Source organism: Bartonella sp. AP58NXGY, from assembly GCF_042195785.1.
GTDB lineage: Bacteria > Pseudomonadota > Alphaproteobacteria > Rhizobiales > Rhizobiaceae > Bartonella.
This window is the reverse complement of sequence record NZ_JBHIOY010000012.1, coordinates 17,202-38,209: the sequence shown is the minus strand read 5'-3', so window position 1 is coordinate 38,209 and position 21,008 is coordinate 17,202. Positions and strand designations below refer to the sequence as shown.

Here is a 21,008-nt window from a genome sequence, read left to right as displayed (position 1 = left end):
TCTCGCTATAAACGATTTACTATGATTCAATGACTAAAAATAAAATAATTATATAAAATATATTATAGTAATAAAGAATAAATAGATAGAAAATACGCAAATAAAGCTGTGATTTTATAACTATTAATAACTTTATACTATATAATATATATTATTTGATAACAGAAGTTTTCTGTTTTTTAACTTCCTCTCTCAAAATTTGTGATATTCTCTCATTTTAACTCTTGTGTGATGAAAGCAAAACGCTCGCTTGCATATCACACGTGAAATAAAGACAGGAAGAAAAAATATTTTAAGACAGAGCCCAATCTCTTTCTCATTTCAAGCACCAAGAAAAATCACAATATTAAAAACGAAAAAGAATGATGATGCTACTTTATCAATTTACAATGAATTGATTTATAATAATAATTTGTATCTTTCTATATTGCATGAAAAACCTGAATATCGTAAAATTCTTTTATTTCAAACTCATCTTATGGTAAAATAATGAAAATCATCCGCTTGGTGCTTCGCAAGCGAAGTTAGTGTGTAAATAAAGAACTATGAAAAAATGAATAAAACTACTCCTTGTGAATTCATCTCAAATGCTGAAAGCTCGTCACAACAGTATAGGAACTGAAAAATAGCATGATGACACCAACCTTACTCTTTTATTAAGCGTAAAAATGGTGTTATATAATAGCTTTTATACACTTCATAGAGCTTTTCGTCTTACACTATTTACAGGTCTTTGTTTTTAAATAAAGATCAAGAACTTTAAGGTATAACAAAAGCTCCCATCACATTTTATAAACGATACAGTGCTCTATTCCATTAAAAATGGCTAAAAACAACCCACTCCAAATCTACGGTATTTTACGCAATATTTAAAATCATTAAAAATACCAAAATATATAAATAAGAAAAATACCGCAAAGATTCAGAATTTTTATATGAAAAACGCGCATAATACACGCGTTTAAAAAACCCGCTTATAAATAAATCGGGTTTTTTAAATGTCATTTAAATTATTTTTTATTAACTGCTTCTTTAAGGCTTTTTCCTGCAGAAAATTTTGGGACAGAACGCGCTGGAATATTGATTTCAGCACCAGTTGAAGGATTACGCCCCTTCGTAGCAGCACGATGAGAAACTTCAAAAGAGCCAAAACCTGGAAGACGAACATCTCCCCCTGAAGCCAAAGCTTCTGTTACAGAAGCCATAAAAGCATCAACAACAGCACCAGCTTGCGCTTTCGAAACGCCTGCCTTTTCAGCAACGGAGCTAACCAATTCACTTTTATTCATAGAACATTTCCTTTCCCTATATTACCTGACAACATGACTTAATCATGTTATTAGTCAGTTTATTGAAAAGTACAGCAAACAGAAGTCTTATTTTTATACAAAACATTGTTTTTTAGCAATAATCACAGTTATTCACGGATTTTTTCACTTTTTTCAACAAAAAACGGAATCATAACCACGACAACGCCCTCTGCCACTTAAAAAAATGCACTCAATAAATGAGACGAATGAATCAGTGCGCAATCTGTATTCCTTCACTATCGCTGCCCTCTGATCTGATGGGGACAGCCACTGTAGAAGGCTCCTTCCATTCAATAGTATCAGGAAAATGAACCAAAGCGTGTTTCAAAACTTCACTCACATGATTTACCGGAATAATTTCCATGTTATTTTTGACATCATCAGGAATATCAACCAAATCTTTTGCGTTTTCTTCAGGAATAAGGACTTTTTTTATCCCTCCTCGAAGAGCTGCTAGAAGTTTTTCTTTTAATCCACCAATTGGTAAAACACGTCCACGTAAAGTAATTTCACCAGTCATTGCAATATCTTTATGCACAGCTATCCCTGTAAGTACCGAAACAATTGCTGTCACCATTGCAATCCCAGCAGAGGGGCCATCTTTGGGTGTCGCACCCTCTGGAACATGAACATGGATATCGCGTTTTTCAAAAAGTGGAGGTTCAATACCAAAATCAATAGCACGAGAACGTACATAAGATGCTGCTGCTGAAATGGACTCTTTCATGATATCACGTAAATTTCCAGTTACAGTCATCTTGCCTTTGCCGGGCATCATGACCCCTTCAATGGTCAATAACTCTCCACCAACTTCTGTCCACGCAAGGCCTGTCACAACACCAATTTGATTTTCTCCTTCAATCTGATTATAGTGGTAACGTTTAACACCCAAAAAATCATTGATATTATTTTCTGTAACTTTTACAGATTTTTGATGTGTTTTGAGAATTTTTGTAACAGATTTACGGGCAACTTTCATGAGTTCACGCTCAAGATTACGAACTCCTGCTTCACGTGTGTAAAACTGAATAATCGACCTGAGTGCTCCATCAGAAATGCTGAGTTCTTTTTTAGACAAACAGTGATCTTTTAGCGCCTTTGGTAAAAGATGCTGTTTAACAATTTCCATTTTCTCACATTCAGTATACCCCGCAATACGAATAATTTCCATTCGATCCATTAACGGACCTGGAATATTAAGCGTATTTGCCGTTGTGATAAACATGACATCAGAAAGATCATATTCAACTTCCAAATAGTGATCAATGAATGTACCATTTTGTTCAGGATCAAGAACTTCTAACAAAGCGGATGAAGGATCTCCCCGAAAATCTTGTCCCATTTTATCAATTTCATCAAGCAAGAAAAGCGGATTAGATTTTTTTGCTTTTTTCATAGACTGGATAATTTTTCCAGGCATCGAACCAATATATGTTCGGCGATGTCCGCGAATTTCTGCTTCATCCCGTACACCTCCCAACGAAATACGAACATATTCACGCCCTGTTGCCTTTGCAATAGAGCGAGCCAATGATGTTTTCCCCACACCAGGAGGACCTAACAAACAAATAATGGGACCTTTTATCTTTGATGCGCGACTTTGTACGGCCAAATACTCAATAATTCGCTCCTTAACTTTTTCAAGACCGAAATGTTCATTATTCATAACCTTTTCAGCAAAATCTAAATTGTTTTTAATCTTAGATTTTTTACCCCAAGGCATTGCTAATAACCAATCAAGATAATTACGTACAACGGTCGCTTCTGCAGACATAGGAGACATATTCCGTAATTTTCTCAATTCTGTTCCAGCTTTTTCCTGTGCTTCCTTGGAAAGTTTTGTATTCTTGATACGTTCTTCTAATTCAGAGAGCTCATCTCGGCTATCATCACCGGCTCCTAACTCTTTTTGAATAGCCTTCATCTGCTCATTGAGATAATATTCTCGTTGGTTTTTTTCCATTTGTCGTTTAACGTGCGAACGAATACGTTTTTCAACCTGTAAAACGGAAATTTCCCCTTCCATGAAGGACAAAATACGTTCAAGACGGGCCCGTATAGATAAAAGCTCTAATATCTCCTGTTTTTCTCCAAGTTTAATCATCAAATGAGAGGTAATCGTATCTGCAAGCTTAGAAGGATTATCAATCTGGCCAATTGCATTAACAATTTCAGGAGAGATTTTTTTATTAAGCTTTACATAATTTTCAAAATAAGCAGTCACTGACCTTGAAAGAGCCTCAATCTCAACATCACTCTCTCTAGGTTCTTCTATAACAGTTGCAAAAGCCTGATGATAATCTTTACTTAAAGCAAATTGACTAATTTTTGCACGTGCAGTCCCTTCAACTAAAACCTTTACAGTACCATCAGGAAGCTTTAAAAGTTGAAGAATATTAGCAAATGTACCAATATGATAAATATCCTCTGATTTTGGATCGTCATCAGAAGCATTTTTTTGTGTCACCAAGAGTATTTGCTTATCAACCGCCATCGTTTCTTCAAGAGCACGAATTGATTTTTCACGGCCCACAAAAAGTGGAACAATCATATGGGGGAAGACAACAATATCACGAAGAGGTAAAACAGCATAAACCCCATCTCTTATTTCATCTGTCTTTTCATCAATATATTGCATAATTCTCCTTTCTGGAGCCTATGAGCTATCTACAATAACAAACCCACCGTTAAAAACCTTTAAGCCCTTCATAATACATGAAGTGGTAATTGCTAACACATAAATCAAGCATTATAACGATATCATTAGAAATACCGTTTATATTGTCCATCGCACAATGTCATGCTGATACATTTTCTTTATCTTCTGCACGTTCTGAATAAATATAAAGAGGACGCGCTTTCCCATCAACCACATCACTCGAAATAACCACTTTTTGAACGCCTTCAAGAGCTGGTAGTTCAAACATCGTTTCAAGAAGGATCTTCTCCATAATAGAACGTAAACCACGTGCACCAGTTTTACGTTCAATAGCTTTCTTCGCAATAACACGTAAAGCATCTTCATGAAATGCTAACTCAACATTTTCCATTTCAAAAAGACGCTGATATTGCTTTACTAACGCATTTTTAGGTTGTGATAAAATTTGTACAAGGGCGTTAACGTCTAAATCCTCTAAGGTAGCAACGATAGGAAGACGCCCAATAAACTCTGGTATTAAACCAAATTTTATAAGATCTTCAGGCTCTAAATCACGAAAAATCTCACCAACACAACGCTCATCAGGTGCCTTAACAGTCGCAGAAAAACCAATAGAAGTTTTTTCACCACGCCCTGAAATAATCCGTTCTAAACCTGCAAAAGCTCCCCCACAAATGAATAAGATGTTTGTGGTATCAACCTGAAGAAACTCTTGTTGCGGATGTTTACGTCCACCTTGTGGAGGAACAGAAGCAATCGTTCCTTCCATAATCTTTAATAACGCTTGCTGAACTCCTTCTCCCGAAACATCTCTTGTAATAGAAGGATTATCTGCTTTACGAGAAATCTTATCGACCTCATCAATATAAACAATACCACGCTGCGCACGTTCAACATTATAATCCGCAGCTTGAAGAAGCTTTAAAATAATATTTTCAACATCTTCACCCACATAGCCTGCTTCAGTCAAAGTGGTCGCATCCGCCATCGTAAAAGGCACATCAATAATACGTGCTAATGTTTGTGCGAGATAAGTTTTACCACAGCCCGTTGGACCAACAAGAAGAATATTTGATTTAGCCAACTCAATATCATTGCTTTTAGACTGATGCGCCAACCGTTTATAATGATTATGAACAGCAACAGAAAGAACACGCTTTGCATGCTGTTGACCAATAACATAATCATCAAGAACTGTTATAATTTCTTGTGGAGTAGGAACACCATCACGCACCTTAACCCCAGAAGACTTATTTTCTTCCCGAATAATATCCATGCAAAGCTCTACACATTCATCACAGATAAATACAGTAGGACCCGCAATGAGCTTACGCACCTCATGCTGACTCTTGCCGCAGAACGAGCAATAGAGAGTATTTTTTGATTCGTTCCCGCTATTGCTAATTTTGCTCATTTTTCTTTCCTTTCACCACGATATATGAACACTTCGCCTTTTCAAAGGAAGCTTTTCATCATGAAAACTAAAAGACATATAGAAAACCATGCATGTCTCAATATTTTTAGGTGTTTCTCTAAACTTTGCGATATTTTTATAAAACTCTTTATTTTAAAGTAGCTATTTTTTCTATAAAAATTCTTAATCTTTTTCTTCTTTTTCAGTTTCTGCACGATATTGTATAACATCATCAACTAAGCCAAACGCTTTGGCTTCTTCTGCTGTCATAAAATGATCGCGATCGAGAGTTTTTTCAATGACCTCATAATCTTGACCTGTATGTTGAACATAAATTTCATTTAAGCGCCGTTTCATCTTTATAATATCTTGTGCATGTCGTTCAATATCTGAAGCCTGGCCTTGAAAACCACCAGATGGCTGATGCACCATAATACGCGCATTTGGCAATGTAAAACGATGACCCTTTGCTCCAGCTGTTAACAATAAAGACCCCATAGATGCCGCCTGCCCCATGCACAGCGTAGAAACAGGAGGACGAATAAACTGCATAGTATCATAAATAGCCATACCAGATGTCACAACACCACCTGGAGAATTAATATAAAGATTAATTTCTTTTTTAGGATTTTCCGCTTCCAAGAAAAGCAATTGTGCACAAACAAGCATTGCCATACCATCTTCAACAGGACCATTAATAAAAATAATCCGCTCCTTTAAAAGACGGGAAAAAATATCATAGGCCCGTTCACCACGATTGGTTTGTTCAATAACCATAGGAACAAGGCTTAATGTTGTTTTCATTGGATCACTCATATTTTTACTTTCCGTTCATATAACAATCGCTCTTTACACATTCAATGTTTTTATCCATAGGCTAACATTACTCTCTTGTGCAAGCTACAATCAAAAGCTGTTTAGGATAGATTAAAATCCCAATTATTAAAATAGCAATAATAACTCTACCTAAAAAAATCATGAATATCAGGAATGCGAGATACCGCCCAATGGTAAAAACTTCCTTCCTGAGGTTTTTGCGTCGTCTTTGTCTTTCTGTGAATATGAAATCCTATCAAGCGTGAATCGGTGAGCGGTTTTACGCCAAAAGCTGGTTCAAAGATATATTCAGACTTTCGCCCAGTCCAATAATAAAAAGTTTCCTTTTCCTTTGCTTCATGAAAAAAACCATATCTTTTTGCTAATCGTGAAATACCATCATTACCAAATATCGTAACGCCAAGATTTCCTGGTAAAATCGGCATTTTTTTCCTCTTTAGCCAGAACGGCCTCCAAACACGACGCTTAAACCCAAGCCAATAAGGAATAATTTCTGTACCCGCCCAATAATCTTCAAATACTTTTATAATAGGGTTATCGGGCGGAAAATAAAGTGCAGAAACGCCCACTCTTATATTATTTTCTCTTGCCAACCAAACCTTATTCGTATCTGGATGAAATTGTTTAACAAGGTAAACATCTGTATCTAACCAAACACCTTGTTGATATTTCATCAGCATAACACGAAAAAAATCTGAGAACTGAACAATTGTACATCCTAGTTTATCATCAGAAAAATTGGGATCAAGGCGATAAATTGCTGAGCGTGGTACAATTGATTCGGCTTCATGCAACTCAACACCAGCAGGCAGATTATCTATGTCTTTATCATAACTAAAAAGCTTAACGCGCTGTCCAGTTTTAACCATTGAGGACAAACAAAGCCTATCCACCAATCTTAATTGCCCACTATACCAAAAAGTACAAATATCCATAGATCATATATCAAAAATATTCTAAGCTTACACGAAAGAGTTGTTCAACATCGCGAACACACTCCGCAAGAGCGAAAATCACTATTCTATCACCGGACAAAATACGCATATCCGCCGAAAGCTGTATAATTGTTTTATTGCGATAAATTGCACCAATTCTCAAACCATCTGATAAATTGAGCTCTGATAATGACTTCCCAACCAATGAAGATGTTTGCATCACCTCAGCTTCAATAATTTCTGCGCGACCATTAAAAACGGAATGAACAGAACGAATACGCCCACGGCGCATTTGTTGCAAAATTCTCGATATTGTAACGCTATGGGGATTAAGATAGGCATCCACACCAACAGCACGACTAAATTCTTGGTAGGCAACATTATTAATCAATACCATATTAGCTTTGCAGCCCAACCTTTTAGCAATAATAGCGCTTAAGAGATTAACTTGATCTTGATTGGTCAATGTAATCATTAAATCGGCTTGATCAATTCCTGCATCTTGAAGAATGACTGGATCTAACACATTACCATATAAAACAGTTGTTTTTTCAAGCTGATCAGCAATTGTGAGGGCTCTTTCTCTATGCGATTCTATAATCTTCAATTTTAATTTATGGAGACGCTTTTCAATAGCCTGAGCAACATAAAGGCCAATGTGCCCCCCCCCTGCAATAATCATGCGGTGAGCATCTTGTTCTTTATGACCAAAAAGCCCAACAGCACGACGCATCTGTTCACGAGCAACAACAAGATAGGTTATATCACCGACACGTAATTGCGTTTCTGAATGTGCAATCAATAATTCCGAGCCACGTTTAATAGCGGTAACCGTTGTTTGAAGATCTGGAAAAAGCTCTGTTAATTGACGCAAAGGTGTATTAATAACGGGACAATCTTCCATACATTCCAAGGCTAACGCAACAATATCATCATTACAAAAATAAAGAACATCTATTGCACCAGGTAAAGCAATACGGCGTAAAACCATTTCTCCAACTTCAACTTCTGGTGAAATAACTACATCAATGGGAATATTTTCTCTAGAAAAAAGCGTCTTATAACGCGGTTCTAAATAAGATTGTGAGCGAATACGAGCAATTTTTGTGGGAACATTAAATAATGAATGTGCTACTTGGCAAGCAACCATATTCACTTCATCAAACAAAGTGACAGCAATCAACATATCAGCTTTGTCTGCATCTGCAGCCAAAAGAACTTCAGGCCGTGAACCATGACCAACAAAACCTCTCACATCCAATGTATCGCGAATCTTTTCAATTAATCTTGTTTCAATATCAATAACAGTAACATCGTGATTTTCAGCAGCAAGACGCTCTGCTATCCCATAACCAACCTGTCCTGCTCCGCAAATAATAACACGCATAGGCTTTAAGAAACTCCAAGCGCTTTAAGTTTACGGTGCAAAGCTGAACGCTCCATGCCTATAAATTCAGCAGTACGCGATATATTTCCACCCAAACGTCCAATCTGCGCCACTAAATATCTCTTTTCAAACAATTCTCGTGCTTCACGCAACGGTAAATCCATTATACTCTCATCCGAATCCATTTGAAGACGTGGCAAAGAATCATTCACTTCACTGGGAAGAAAATCCGCTGTTATAGGACCATCCCCATCCCGCACAAGAATAAGAAGACGCTCAATATTATTACGTAATTGTCTTACATTACCCGGCCAAGCATGCGTTTGCAAAATAGCGATCACATCATCACTGATTTCACGTGGCTTAATCCCAACCTGTTGTGATATTGTTTTTACAAAATGATGGACAAGTTCTGGAATATCTTCACGACGAGCAGAAAGGGGCGGAACAGTAATGGGAACAACGGAAAGACGGTGGAAAAGATCTTCTCTAAAGCGCCCGTCAGAAATGAGGTTTTCAAGATTTTGCGCTGTCGAAGAAATGATACGAACATCTACTTTAACACGTTTTGTACCGCCAACTCTCTCAAATGTTTGCCCCGTTAACACCCTAAGAATCTTACCTTGAGTCTCACGTGGCATATCAGCAATTTCATCAAGATAAAGTATTCCACCATGGGCTTCCTCCAAGGCACCGATCTTGCGCTCTCTTCCCTCCATTTCGCTGCCAAACAACTCTATTTCCATTCTTTCCGGAGTAATCATTGCTGCATTTATTGTAACAAATGGCCCATTTGAACGTGTTGAGAATGCATGAATAGCTCGTGCAACAGTCTCTTTTCCCGCTCCTGAAGGACCTGTTATCATGATGCGACTATTGGTTGGCGCTACTTTTTCTATGATTTGACGCAAATTCCTCATAACTGCTGATTTTCCGAGCAGCTCCAATGTCTCGTTTGAACGTTTTCGCAATTCTAAAAGCTCACGTTTTAAATTTGAGTTTTCAAGTGTTCTCTCTGCAACCAATACAAGTCTATCAGCTTTAAAAGGTTTTTCAATGAAATCATAGGCCCCTCGCTTTATAGCAGAAACGGCAGTCTCAATATTACCATGACCAGAGATCATAACGACCGGAAGAGCTGGATAGTGCGTTTTAATTTCATCAAGCAACGCTAAACCATCGAGGCGACTCCCCTGTAACCAAATATCTAAAAAAATGAGCTTTGGAATACGCTCACTAATTTGAGCTAATGCTTCATCAGAGTTACAAGCAACACGCGTTTCATAGCCTTCATCATCCAAAATACCAGCAACAAGTTCACGAATATCCGCTTCATCATCAACAATCAAGATATCTGATACCATACTATTCCCCTATCTTATGATTTATAGCTTGTATAATACTACCCTGCTTACCCCCAACCGTCGGAAACATCAAACGGATCATCGCACCACGACCTTCATAAAAACTCTCCGGTGCATCATGAAGCTCCATGGAACCACCGTGATCTTCAATAACTTTGCGCACAATGGCCAGCCCGAGTCCTGTTCCCTTCTCCCGTGTTGTTATATAAGGTTCTAATAACTTTTGTCTTTGCTCTTTAGGAAGTCCTTTTCCGTTATCAACAACATCCACAACCACCCATTCTTCTTGATGATAAGAACGGACAAGAATATGACCGTGAATATTTTCCTCTCGCATAACTGAATCTATGGATTCGCTCGCGTTTTTGATCACGTTGCAAAAAGCCTGTACAATGAGACGGTTATCAAATGCACCCATAAGAGGTAGACTTCCTAAGTCTTGCTCAAAATGAATATCATGTCGTGTCACTTCTATCAAGAAGCATGCTTCACGCAACAATTCACGTATATCTAAAACATGCATTTGTGGTTTGGGCATACGGGCAAAAGAAGAAAACTCATCAACCATACGTCCAATATCTCCAACCTGTCGAATAATTGTTTCAATACACCGCTCAAAGACCTCTCTATCTTGTGTAATAACTTTGTTATAACGTTTACGAATACGTTCAGCGGATAATTGAATAGGTGTGAGGGGATTTTTAATTTCGTGTGCAATACGCCGTGCAATATCCGCCCATGCTGCTGTACGTTGCGCTGCAACAAGGTCTGTAATATCATCAATTGTTAGAACCCAAGATCGCCCCTGTCCATCATCTTCCTCCATCGTAACTTGGACATTACAGACACGCTCTTTTCCTGCAACGTTTAAAGTGACCTGTTCACGGTGATTTTTACGATCCAATGAACGCGCAAACTGAAAAACCTGCCAAATTTCAGCACTTAAAGATAAAAGACTTTGTCCAACAACGTGTTCAGAGCGAATATCAAACATCGCTTCAATAGACCGATTGATAATGGTAATATCACCATTATCATCTATTCCTGCTACGCCCGCCGTTACACCCGATAACACAGCTTCAGAAAAACGCCGTCTCTCATCAATTTGATCACGCACTGCAATCAACTCATTGCGCCGACTTTTCAATTCACTAACCATATAATTAAAAGTTTTAGATAATTGCCCAATATCGCCATCTTTTGCTCGTACTGGCACGAAAATTTCCATATTCCCAGAAGCAACATCATCAGCAGCACTAATGAGAAGACGAATAGGACGTACTAAGCGATCAGCCACAGCAATAGCAGCCCAAATAGCTGATAGGAATAAACTAAAAAAAAGACATAAATAAAGCATACCAAATGCAATTTGTGTCAGAAGGCGATTTTCATTTAAATCACGATAACGATCCGTATTGACTTCTGTCAAACGCAAAGCAGATAAAACACCTTTATCAACGTCACGCACCAAATATAAAAATGTGTTTGGAATATTGGTAAATTTTAAAATAATACCGAAATAATCATGAACGCCTGGTTGAAAAGAAAAAGGCCTTGCACTGGTTGCACGCTCAATAAGATTGGAAGGAGGAATTGGTAGTTTATCCTCATCACCAAGAGCACTCGATACAAAAATAGTTCCACTAGAACTTAACAAAAATGCACCACGCAAATTGCGTCCTATAGCATGACGCGTCAATTGCATCCGATATTCAGCTGGATTACGTTCTAAAAGTTTTTTATTATCAAGTGCAAATGCCATAGCGTAGGATAAATTTTTTAAATTTTGAAGCATTTCATCTGCATAAGCATTTGCTAAATCAATAGAAGAACCCACAATTTGCCGCGTTGTTGTATCAAACCATCGATCAAGTCCCAAATTCAGTGCTGGCCCTGACACAAGAGCTACAGCAACAGCTGGCATTGTTGCAACAAGTGCAAACAATGAAATAAGGCGCACATGAAGACGTGAGCCTGCACGCCTTGAACGCCAAGCACGAATGATCGGAACCATCTCATAAAAAACGATGATAACAAGCCCTAAAACCCAAAAACTATTAATCCCTATAAGAATAAGGGTTACTGTTCTACTGGGAACAACAGGAGTTAAGCCAATAAGAATAATGAACGAAACAGAGGCTGTAAGTAAAGCCAACACAATAATTGTAATACCTAAAAAGATATATATCTTACTTAAACGATACAACTCATCATTAAAAGTATTTTTATCTATGTCTTGAAGATTCGTCACAGATGTTACATTCATCATAAGCTTACATACCCTTATTCCCATTATCCTCATATAATCTTTTGTAACAAAAATTGACAATAATAATACTACATTTAAAATAGAGCAAATATAGTCAATGAGAAAGAACTTCTGCATTTTGCAAAATATCTTTAAAATAAACTACGTTCGACGATACTTTACAAAGGAAATGAGATGCGATTAACAAAACAAACAAATTATGCTCTTCGGATGCTCATGTATTGTGCAGATAATCAGGAAACTCTCAGTCGTGTTCCAGAAATTGCTAAGGCATATGCCGTTTCAGAACTTTTTTTATTTAAAATCCTTCAACCGCTTGTTCAAGCAGGTTTTATCCAAACAGTGCGTGGACGCAATGGTGGCGTTAAATTGGCTAAACCCGCAGCAGAGATTTCAGTCGCTGATGTTGTGAAAGTAACAGAGGATAACTTTTCCCTAGCAGAATGTTTCGATACTGCAGAACCAACTTGCCCCTTGTTTGATTTTTGTGGTTTAAATACCGCACTTCAAAAAGCATTAAATGCTTTTTTTGAGGTGTTATCCGTGATATCCCTTGCTGATCTACAACAACCATCCTTTCAAAATCATTTTAAAATTAATGATAAAAAAGCAAACTAAGATTATAATACAAGGAGATTAAGTATTTCTATTGCAGCAATAATATTAGCCGCTGGACGGGGTGAAAGAGCAGGATCTCCCCATAAAATTCCAAAACAATATCGGCTTCTAGGACAAAAGCCAATTATTTATCATACCGTGCATTGTTTTTTGCAGCATCCAGCTATCACAACAATTATTCTTGTTATTCATCCAGAAGATCGTCAAATCTGTGAACAGGCTATCGCCGACTTTAAAGAAAGCCTTATTATCGTTGAAGGAGGCGATACACGTCAAATCTCTACCTTATATGGACTTCAGGCACTCAAAAAATTTAATCCACAATATGTGCATATTCATGATGGTGCACGCCCTTTTATCGAAAACAAGCTTCTTAATAACATTCATACCACCGTTACTCCTCAAGAAGGTGTTCTTCCTGTTCTGCCCATCTCTGATACCCTTAAACGTATAAATAATCAGCATGTTTTAGAAACAATTCCCCGTACCCATCTTTATAGTGCACAAACTCCACAGTGTTTTCCCTTTGAACATATCTTAGCGGCCCATAAACAAGCAAAACAAGCTTGCAAACAAGAATTCACTGACGATTCTGCAATTGCCGAATGGTTTGGAATTCCTATGCTTACTGTTCCAGGTGATCCTAACAACATAAAAATTACATGGCATGAAGATTTTAATACTGCACATTTATATCTCCAAAAGAAAATGCAAATATTTCCTGATATTCGTACCGGCAATGGTTATGATGTTCACTCTTTTGAGAATGGTGATTTTCTTATATTATGTGGTATAAAAATCCCTTTTCATAAAAAATTAAATGGACACTCCGATGCGGATGTTGCTCTTCATGCATTAACAGATGCCCTTCTTGCAACTCAAGGTGCTGGAGATATCGGTACACATTTTCCTCCCTCTGATCCTCAATGGAAAAATGTATCATCAGAAATTTTTCTCCGTCATGCTCTTGATATTATAAAACAAGCAGGTGGTCGTATCGCCAATGTTGATATCACAATTATCGCTGAAAATCCTAAAATTGGTCCCTATCGTCATGCCATGACAGAAAATCTTATGACAATACTTGCAATGACACCTGATCGAATCTCTATCAAAGCAACAACAAATGAACGGCTTGGATTTATTGGTCGTGGTGAGGGAATTGCTGCTCTTGCAACAGCGAGCGTTCTTTATTCAGGAGAAATTCCCCAATGACATATCTTTGTGAAAAACAAGCACATGAAGTCCTTAATACCTTTCGCCAAAAAGGTTTACTGTTAACAACTGTAGAGTCTTGTACAGGAGGACTCATTGCTGCAAGCCTCACAAATATTGCAGGATCGTCAGATGTTCTCGATTGTGGATTTGTTGTTTATTCAAATGAATCCAAAACACGCCTTGTTGGCGTTTGTGCTGAACTTATAAGAACCTATGGTGCCGTTTCAAAAGAAGTTGCTCTTGCAATGGCTGAAGGCGGATTAAAACATTCACAAGCTGATATTGCGGTTTCTGTAACAGGCGTTGCAGGACCAGGAGGTGCAAGTTTTGATAAACCTGTAGGACTTGTGCATTGCGCAATTGCTTACAAAAATCACTCCTCCCTACACAAAGAAATGCACTTTGGTCATCTTAATCGCAATGCTATCCGCCATGCAACAGTTGAAAATGCTTTTAAAATGATTCTGGAATTTCTTCACTGAATTCTCCCCACCAATTTTAAAACTCTCTATTCCACGTTGAGTCTATAATCATCAACCTCTTGAAAAAATAATTTATTGTATCATAAGTTGAAAATGAAAGATCTCAATAGCGTAAAGCTATCTCACTTTAGTCCTGTGTAGGTTAAATTAATCAAATTTATTCACTTGCACGCCATAAGAGAAAAAAACTGTATAAATAAAATAATCAAAGAAAGGGACACTTGTACCTCTCTCTCAGATGCTAAGAGCTGGCATAACATCTTGAGAGATGGCAAATAAATGGTGCAGACTGACTTCTTCATAAGTGTATAAATGTAGATTTTATATACTTTTACGAGAATCTATCCTATTTATTATGAGCACTATTATAAAATGGGTATGATGCAAGCATGCTCCATTTTGGCATTTTGTTTAACAAATGTGCATCCATTAAAAAAGAGAGAAACAAAAGCGTGAAGCTGTGCATCATCTTCATCATTTAAAGTGATATTTCTTCAATATGCTTTTGAAAGCTGCATTAAAAATAAATCGTAAAGATGAAAATCAGTTTTCATCTTTACACTTTTATAAACAATGTGTATTGTTAAAAAATAACAGAGTAAATTATGCTATTGTTGAGCCATAAATCTGATGTGCACGTTTTTCAAAGGCATCGGTAAATTTACGAAACGCGATATCAAACATTGAACCCATCAGGCGTCCCAGTATTTTACTTTTAAATTCATAATCAATAAAAAACTCTACATTACATGCATTGGTATTTTCAATATTATGAAAGACCCAACGATTTTCAAGATATTTAAATGGACCATCAATATAGTTAACCTCTATCAAACTTTTCTTCGACTGAAGAAAAACCTGGGTCGTAAAAGTTTCTCGAATAACTTTATAACCAACTGTCATATCTGCAAGAAGCAATGTCTTTTCGTCACATTCCTTGCGAGAACGTATTGTTAAAGCCTCACACATTGGTAAAAACTCAGGATAACGTTCAATATCTGACACAAGATCAAACATCTCATGAGCACTATGGGCAACTTGCCGATGTGTTGAAAAAGTTGGCATAATTATCTCTGTAAGGCAAATTTTTCATCACGCGCTTTTTGCAAAATGGCAAAATCATCTCCTGCATGATGAGATGAACGCGTCAGAGGATTGGAAGCCATATGCAAAAAACCCTTTACTTTGCCAATTTTAGCAAAAGACTCAAATTCTTCAGGAGGGACAAAACGAATAACTGGATGATGTTTTCGCGTAGGCTGCAAATATTGTCCAATTGTCATAAAGTCAACATCAGCAGAGCGCAAATCATCCATCAATTGTAGAACTTCATTTCGTTCCTCCCCAAGGCCAACCATAATACCTGATTTCGTAAAGATTGTTGGATCAAGTTCTTTAACGCGTTGTAAGAGTCGAACTGAATGAAAATAACGTGCTCCTGGACGAACCTTTAAATATTTAGAAGGAACTGTTTCTAAGTTATGGTTAAAAACATCAGGCTTAGCAGCAACAACGATTTCTAAAGCGCCATCCTTATGACGAAAATCAGGTGTAAGAACTTCAATTGTCGTTTTACGAGCTTTTTGACGAATCGCATAAATAACTTTTGCAAAATGCTCAGCGCCACCATCAGCAAGATCATCACGATCAACGGATGTAATGACAACATGTTTTAGTGCCATTTGTGCAACAGCATCAGCTACACGTTCTGGCTCATTATGATCAACGGCAAGCGGAATCCCTGTTGCAACGTTACAAAAAGCACAAGCACGCGTACATATCTCACCTAAAATCATAAAGCTGGCATGCCGCTGGCTCCAACATTCGCTAATATTAGGGCAACCTGCTTCTTCACATACAGTCACTAACTTATGCGTACGTACAATACCATGTGTTTCCTTATAAATTGGTGATGTTGGCGCTTTTACACGAATCCAATCCGGCTTTTTTTGAACGCTTGTATCCGGACGATGCGCCTTTTCAGGATGGCGCAAACGTCTATTCGTAACTCTATCAACAACCGTAACCATTTAAGCCTTTGCCTTATAAATACGAAGGAGCAATGAAAAATTTAAGATCTTTCATACAATCTAATCATCAAGCGTTTAAAACTTGATCATAAGCATCCAATACACTTTCTTTCATCATTTCCGATAAAGTCGGATGTGGAAAAACAGTATGCATTAATTCTTCCTCTGTTGTTTCAAGATTCATGGCAATGACAAACCCCTGTATTAGTTCTGTTACCTCAGCTCCTACCATATGGGCCCCAAGAAGCTGTCCTGTTTTTTTATCAAAAATTGTTTTTACTAACCCTTGATCTTCACCCAGAGCAATCGCTTTGCCATTCGCGGAAAAAGAATAACGACCAATACGTATATCATACCCTGCTTCTTTTGCTGTCGCTTCTGAAAGACCTACAGAAGCAACTTGCGGTGTGCAATAGGTGCATCCTGGAATTTTTTTCTTATCAAGCGGATGAACATTTTTTAAACCAGCAAGATGTTCAATACATATTACGCCTTCCTCTTCTGCTTTATGGGCTAACATAGGAGGACCTGCCACATCACCGATAGCATAAATACCCGCAACTCCTGTCCAACTCCATTCATCAGTTACAATACACCCACGATCGGTTTTTATTCCCAAAGCTTCTAATCCAAGATTCTCAATATTACCCTGCACCCCAACAGCAGAAATCAACCGATCAACAGTCATTGTCTCTTTTTTACCTTGAATATCAATATGTACAGTTACAGAATCGGAAGATTTTTCAATCCTTGTTACTTTTGCTTGACGAAGAACACGTAAACCTTTTTTCTCTAATTGTTTACAAGCAAATGTTGAAATTTCAATATCTTCAGCAGGCATGATGTGGGGCATTATTTCAACAACAGTGACTGTCGCCCCCATATCATGATAAAAAGAGGCAAATTCAATGCCTATAGCCCCAGACCCTATGACCAAAAGAGATTTTGGCATTTCTGGCGGTATCATAGCTTCAAAATAAGTCCAAATGAGATTTCCATCTGGCTCAATACCAGGAAGGACACGAGGACGTGCACCCGTTGCAATAATGATATGCTTTGCTTGGTAAGTTCCCTCTCCCAAGGTCCCTTTAGGGACTGGATTTTGTGGTTGCATAACCGGTTTGGAAGATGAAGAAACCATAATTTCCGCAGGCTGGCTTCCTTTTGCTTCTTTAGTAAGCTTTGCTTCACCCCAGATAATATCAATTTTATTTTTTTTCATTAAAAAACCAACACCAGCATTTAAACGTGCTGAAACACCGCGTGAACGTGCCACAACATCTTTGATGTTTGCCTCAATTGAACCATTAATTTTTAGTCCATAATCTTTTGCATGTTCAGCAAAATGTTTCATTTCCGCTGAACGTAAAAGAGCCTTTGTTGGAATACATCCCCAATTTAAACAAATCCCTCCCAAATGTTCACGTTCAACAATCGCAGTCTTAAAGCCACATTGCGCTGCACGAATTGCGGTTACATATCCGCCTGGACCTGATCCAATCACAATTACATCATAAAGATTTGCCACAGTAATTCCTCCATGGATATATATAAAATGGATATGCATTTTTTAAACTTAAGACTGAAAATGAACATAACAGAATTATCTTATTTCTTTATACTCTAAGCTTTCTATAAATGCTTTACCCAAACTAGAAACAGCAATACCTCTGCTCTTCAAACTCTTTAAATTTGTTTTTATTCTCTTAAATACACTCTCTCACAATTTACGTGAAGAACTGTTAAACAGTTCAAACCAACATTGCTAATGGATTTTCAATCATCTTCTTAAAAGTCCGCGCGAGCTCTGCTGCTAAAGCACCATCGACAGCACGATGATCCGCAGAAATTGTAACTGACATAACTGTCGCAATGGCTAATGCACCATTTTTAACAACAGCACGTTGCTCCCCTGCACCAATCGCAAAAATTGTCGCATGCGGTGGATTAAGAATAGCAGAAAAACTTTTCACACCATACATCCCCATATTGGATACAGCTGTTGTTCCACCCTGATATTCTTCCATTTTTAACTTGCCCTCACGCGCACGCTTTGCAAAATCCTTCATCTCTTTGGAAATAAGCGATAACGGCTTTTCCTCTGCATGGCGAATAATCGGCGTAATTAATCCATTGGGAATAGAAACAGCAACCCCAACATCACAATGTTTATGATGAAGCATTCCACCTTCAAGCCAAGAGACATTCGCATCAGGAACCGCTTTCAAAGAAAGTGCGACAGCTTTGATCACCATATCATTAACAGAAATCTTATAAGTAGGCTTAGCTTCTTCCTGCATCTTAACCATTGGTGCAGCAGCATTCAATTGTGTACGCAGCGCTAATAGCGCATCAAGTTCACAATCTACCGTTACATAGAAATGTGGGACCTTCTGTTTTGATTCCACCAAACGTGTAGCGATTGTTTTACGCATATTATTATGGGGTATGAAAACATATTCATCCTCTTTGAAGAGTTTCAGTATCTGTTTCTCAGAAGCACCTGCGGTTACTGGCTCTCCTGTCTGTAACAAATAAGAAGTCTTAGAAATATCACCGCTCATAACTTTTTCTACATCACGCTTAATAATACGCCCATGCGGACCACTCCCAGAAATAAGGGATAAATCAAGACCTGCCTGAGATGCTAATCGCCGCGCTAAGGGAGAGGAAAAAAGACGAGGGCCCTTTTTATCTTGCTGTATTAATTGTCCAGTTGATGATTCATGAGATATTTTTGTATCCTTGGAGTCCGTCCGCTTCGGAGAATCTATCTGTTTGATGCCCTTTGGTTCTTGTCTTGTAGAAGAAGAGATTTCTTCTGCAACTTTTGCAGCTTCAGCTAAATCTTCACCTTCTTCTGCTAAAACAACAATTAAAGCATTCACTTTAACGCCTTGTGTTCCAGCAGGAACGATAATTTTAGCAACCCTACCTTCATCAACAGCTTCGACTTCCATCGTCGCTTTATCCGTCTCAATTTCAGCAATAACATCACCAGAGGAAACCTTATCTCCCTCCTTAATATTCCATTTTGTTAAATTTCCCTCTTCCATTGTAGGGGAAAGCGCTGGCATTGTAATCTTAATGGGCATCGTACTTTCCTCCGTTTGCTCTGTACGTCACAGCCTTAACAGCCTCAATAATTTCAGCCGTATTAGGCAAAGCCAATTTCTCAAGATTAGCTGCATAAGGCATCGGAACATCTTTGCCAGAAATCGTAGCAATTGGCGCATCAAGATAATCAAAAGCCTGCTGCATAACACGCGTTGCGATTTCAGTTCCCACAGATGACTGAGGAAATCCCTCTTCAATTGTAACCAAACGACCTGTTTTTTTAACTGAAGAAAGAATTGTTGGAAGATCCATCGGACGAATGGTCCGTAAATCAATTAATTCAACATCGATACCAAGTTTTTCAATTTCAGATAAAGCTTCAACCGCGTAATGCATTCCAATCCCACATGCAACAATTGTCACATCTTGTCCAGACTTATGAATACGCGCCTTACCAATAGGTAAAACAAAATCATCGAGTTGAGGAACATCAAATTGATGCCCATACAAAATCTCATTTTCAAGGAAAACAACAGGATTATCATCACGAATAGCTGCTTTTAGCAAACCTTTTGCATCTGCAGCGCTATAAGGCATAACAACTTTCAGACCTGGTATATGACTATACCATGCTGCATAACATTGAGAATGTTGAGCACCAACACGGGCAGCTGCACCATTGGGACCACGGAAAACCATAGGAGCAGTCATTTGTCCACCAGACATATAACGTGTTTTTGCTGCTGAATTAATAATTTGATCCATCGCCTGCATCGCAAAATTAAATGTCATAAACTCGACAATAGGACGTAACCCTCCAAAAGCAGCACCAACAGCCAACCCAGCAAAACCGTGCTCTGTAATAGGAGTATCAATAACTCGGCGTTCCCCAAATTCTTCCAACAAACCTTGGCTAACTTTATAGGCACCTTGATATTGCGCAACTTCTTCCCCCATAAGGAAAACTTTTTCATTACGCCGCATTTCTTCAGCCAAAGCCTGATTAAGCGCTTCACGAACTGTCATCGTAACCATTTGGGTACCCGCTGGAATATCAAAATCAGGAGTCATATCAAAAGGAGGAGACTTCGGAACTGACGAGGAAAGAGAGAGTGGAGATTCTTTAGGTTTTTGTGTTGCATCAGTAGGTTGCGAAATATCCTCAGCACGCTCACCTTCTTCTAATAAAATCGCAATAACAGTGTTAACCTTCACGCCTTCAGAACCTTCAGGCACAAAAATTTTACCAAGAGTACCTTCATCAACGGCCTCTACTTCCATTGTAGCCTTATCCGTTTCAATTTCAGCAATAACATCGCCAGAGCTAACCTTATCACCTTCTTTCTTGAGCCATTTAGACAGTTTACCTTCTTCCATAGTTGGTGAAAGCGCCGGCATCAAAATATCAATAGACATACTTGCTTCCCT

The 21,008-nt window shown here is 38.1% G+C and carries 16 protein-coding genes; 3 read left to right on the top strand and 13 right to left on the bottom strand.

The window, feature by feature from the left end:
- Window positions 1-1,010 precede the first annotated feature (1,010 nt).
- The 8 genes from ACFINC_RS07845 to ACFINC_RS07810 all read right to left on the bottom strand — a co-directional run bounded on the left by ACFINC_RS07845 (window position 1,011) and on the right by ACFINC_RS07810 (window position 12,172).
- Entirely contained in the window at window positions 1,011-1,289 is a 279-nt protein-coding gene (locus ACFINC_RS07845; RefSeq protein ID WP_212112126.1) for an HU family DNA-binding protein, read from the bottom strand.
- 232 nt (window positions 1,290-1,521) lie between these two features.
- Entirely contained in the window at window positions 1,522-3,948 is a 2,427-nt protein-coding gene (gene lon / locus ACFINC_RS07840; RefSeq protein ID WP_375616837.1) for an endopeptidase La, read from the bottom strand.
- A gap of 160 nt (window positions 3,949-4,108) precedes the next feature.
- A complete protein-coding gene (clpX, locus tag ACFINC_RS07835; protein WP_007347127.1) occupies window positions 4,109-5,383 on the bottom strand; it encodes an ATP-dependent Clp protease ATP-binding subunit ClpX in 1,275 nt (424 codons plus the stop codon).
- 183 nt (window positions 5,384-5,566) lie between these two features.
- Window positions 5,567-6,199, bottom strand: coding sequence for an ATP-dependent Clp endopeptidase proteolytic subunit ClpP (clpP, locus tag ACFINC_RS07830; RefSeq protein ID WP_375616836.1), 633 nt, complete (start codon window positions 6,197-6,199; stop codon window positions 5,567-5,569).
- 146 nt (window positions 6,200-6,345) lie between these two features.
- Window positions 6,346-7,155, bottom strand: coding sequence for a hypothetical protein (locus ACFINC_RS07825; RefSeq protein ID WP_375616835.1), 810 nt, complete (start codon window positions 7,153-7,155; stop codon window positions 6,346-6,348).
- A 10-nt stretch (window positions 7,156-7,165) separates the two neighbouring features.
- A complete protein-coding gene (trkA, locus tag ACFINC_RS07820) occupies window positions 7,166-8,542 on the bottom strand; it encodes a Trk system potassium transporter TrkA (protein ID WP_375607657.1) in 1,377 nt (458 codons plus the stop codon).
- A gap of 5 nt (window positions 8,543-8,547) precedes the next feature.
- Complete coding sequence (locus ACFINC_RS07815; protein ID WP_375616834.1) at window positions 8,548-9,906, bottom strand: sigma-54-dependent transcriptional regulator; 1,359 nt, start codon at window positions 9,904-9,906, stop codon at window positions 8,548-8,550.
- Window position 9,907: 1 nt separating this feature from the next.
- Window positions 9,908-12,172, bottom strand: coding sequence for an ATP-binding protein (locus ACFINC_RS07810; RefSeq protein ID WP_375616845.1), 2,265 nt, complete (start codon window positions 12,170-12,172; stop codon window positions 9,908-9,910).
- Between the two features lie 177 nt (window positions 12,173-12,349).
- Between ACFINC_RS07810 and rirA the strand changes: the two genes are divergently transcribed.
- The 3 genes from rirA to ACFINC_RS07795 are packed head-to-tail and all read left to right on the top strand — an operon-like array spanning window position 12,350 to window position 14,493.
- A complete protein-coding gene (gene rirA / locus ACFINC_RS07805; RefSeq protein WP_375616833.1) occupies window positions 12,350-12,793 on the top strand; it encodes an iron-responsive transcriptional regulator RirA in 444 nt (147 codons plus the stop codon).
- Window positions 12,794-12,817: 24 nt separating this feature from the next.
- Window positions 12,818-14,008, top strand: coding sequence for a bifunctional 2-C-methyl-D-erythritol 4-phosphate cytidylyltransferase/2-C-methyl-D-erythritol 2,4-cyclodiphosphate synthase (locus ACFINC_RS07800; RefSeq protein WP_375616844.1), 1,191 nt, complete (start codon window positions 12,818-12,820; stop codon window positions 14,006-14,008).
- Entirely contained in the window at window positions 14,005-14,493 is a 489-nt protein-coding gene (locus ACFINC_RS07795; RefSeq protein WP_375616832.1) for a CinA family protein, read from the top strand. The genes ACFINC_RS07800 and ACFINC_RS07795 overlap by 4 nt, the downstream gene beginning before the upstream one ends.
- A gap of 603 nt (window positions 14,494-15,096) precedes the next feature.
- On the opposite strand, the gene ACFINC_RS07790 is transcribed toward ACFINC_RS07795, so the two are convergent.
- From ACFINC_RS07790 to ACFINC_RS07770, 5 genes are all read right to left on the bottom strand, one after another.
- On the bottom strand, window positions 15,097-15,558 hold the full coding sequence (locus ACFINC_RS07790) for a type II toxin-antitoxin system RatA family toxin (protein WP_375616831.1): 462 nt from the start codon (window positions 15,556-15,558) through the stop codon (window positions 15,097-15,099).
- A 2-nt stretch (window positions 15,559-15,560) separates the two neighbouring features.
- Complete coding sequence (gene lipA / locus ACFINC_RS07785) at window positions 15,561-16,523, bottom strand: lipoyl synthase (RefSeq protein WP_375616830.1); 963 nt, start codon at window positions 16,521-16,523, stop codon at window positions 15,561-15,563.
- A gap of 67 nt (window positions 16,524-16,590) precedes the next feature.
- A complete protein-coding gene (gene lpdA / locus ACFINC_RS07780) occupies window positions 16,591-18,051 on the bottom strand; it encodes a dihydrolipoyl dehydrogenase (protein WP_375616829.1) in 1,461 nt (486 codons plus the stop codon).
- A gap of 223 nt (window positions 18,052-18,274) precedes the next feature.
- The gene (locus ACFINC_RS07775; protein WP_375616828.1) at window positions 18,275-19,618 is read right to left on the bottom strand and encodes a pyruvate dehydrogenase complex dihydrolipoamide acetyltransferase; all 1,344 of its coding nucleotides are present in this window, start codon (window positions 19,616-19,618) and stop codon (window positions 18,275-18,277) included.
- On the bottom strand, window positions 19,608-20,996 hold the full coding sequence (locus ACFINC_RS07770) for a pyruvate dehydrogenase complex E1 component subunit beta (RefSeq protein ID WP_375616827.1): 1,389 nt from the start codon (window positions 20,994-20,996) through the stop codon (window positions 19,608-19,610). The genes ACFINC_RS07775 and ACFINC_RS07770 overlap by 11 nt, the downstream gene beginning before the upstream one ends.
- Between the last annotated feature and the right edge of the window lie 12 nt (window positions 20,997-21,008).

Coding starts and splice junctions, on each gene's coding strand:
- ACFINC_RS07845 (WP_212112126.1), bottom strand. CDS start 1,289: ATGAATAAAAGTGAATTGGTTAGCTCCGTTGCTGAAAAGGCAGGCGTT.
- lon (WP_375616837.1), bottom strand. CDS start 3,948: ATGCAATATATTGATGAAAAGACAGATGAAATAAGAGATGGGGTTTAT.
- clpX (WP_007347127.1), bottom strand. CDS start 5,383: ATGAGCAAAATTAGCAATAGCGGGAACGAATCAAAAAATACTCTCTAT.
- clpP (WP_375616836.1), bottom strand. CDS start 6,199: ATGAGTGATCCAATGAAAACAACATTAAGCCTTGTTCCTATGGTTATT.
- ACFINC_RS07825 (WP_375616835.1), bottom strand. CDS start 7,155: ATGGATATTTGTACTTTTTGGTATAGTGGGCAATTAAGATTGGTGGAT.
- trkA (WP_375607657.1), bottom strand. CDS start 8,542: ATGCGTGTTATTATTTGCGGAGCAGGACAGGTTGGTTATGGGATAGCA.
- ACFINC_RS07815 (WP_375616834.1), bottom strand. CDS start 9,906: ATGGTATCAGATATCTTGATTGTTGATGATGAAGCGGATATTCGTGAA.
- ACFINC_RS07810 (WP_375616845.1), bottom strand. CDS start 12,172: ATGAATGTAACATCTGTGACGAATCTTCAAGACATAGATAAAAATACT.
- rirA (WP_375616833.1), top strand. CDS start 12,350: ATGCGATTAACAAAACAAACAAATTATGCTCTTCGGATGCTCATGTAT.
- ACFINC_RS07795 (WP_375616832.1), top strand. CDS start 14,005: ATGACATATCTTTGTGAAAAACAAGCACATGAAGTCCTTAATACCTTT.
- ACFINC_RS07790 (WP_375616831.1), bottom strand. CDS start 15,558: ATGCCAACTTTTTCAACACATCGGCAAGTTGCCCATAGTGCTCATGAG.
- lipA (WP_375616830.1), bottom strand. CDS start 16,523: ATGGTTACGGTTGTTGATAGAGTTACGAATAGACGTTTGCGCCATCCT.
- ACFINC_RS07775 (WP_375616828.1), bottom strand. CDS start 19,618: ATGCCCATTAAGATTACAATGCCAGCGCTTTCCCCTACAATGGAAGAG.
- ACFINC_RS07770 (WP_375616827.1), bottom strand. CDS start 20,996: ATGTCTATTGATATTTTGATGCCGGCGCTTTCACCAACTATGGAAGAA.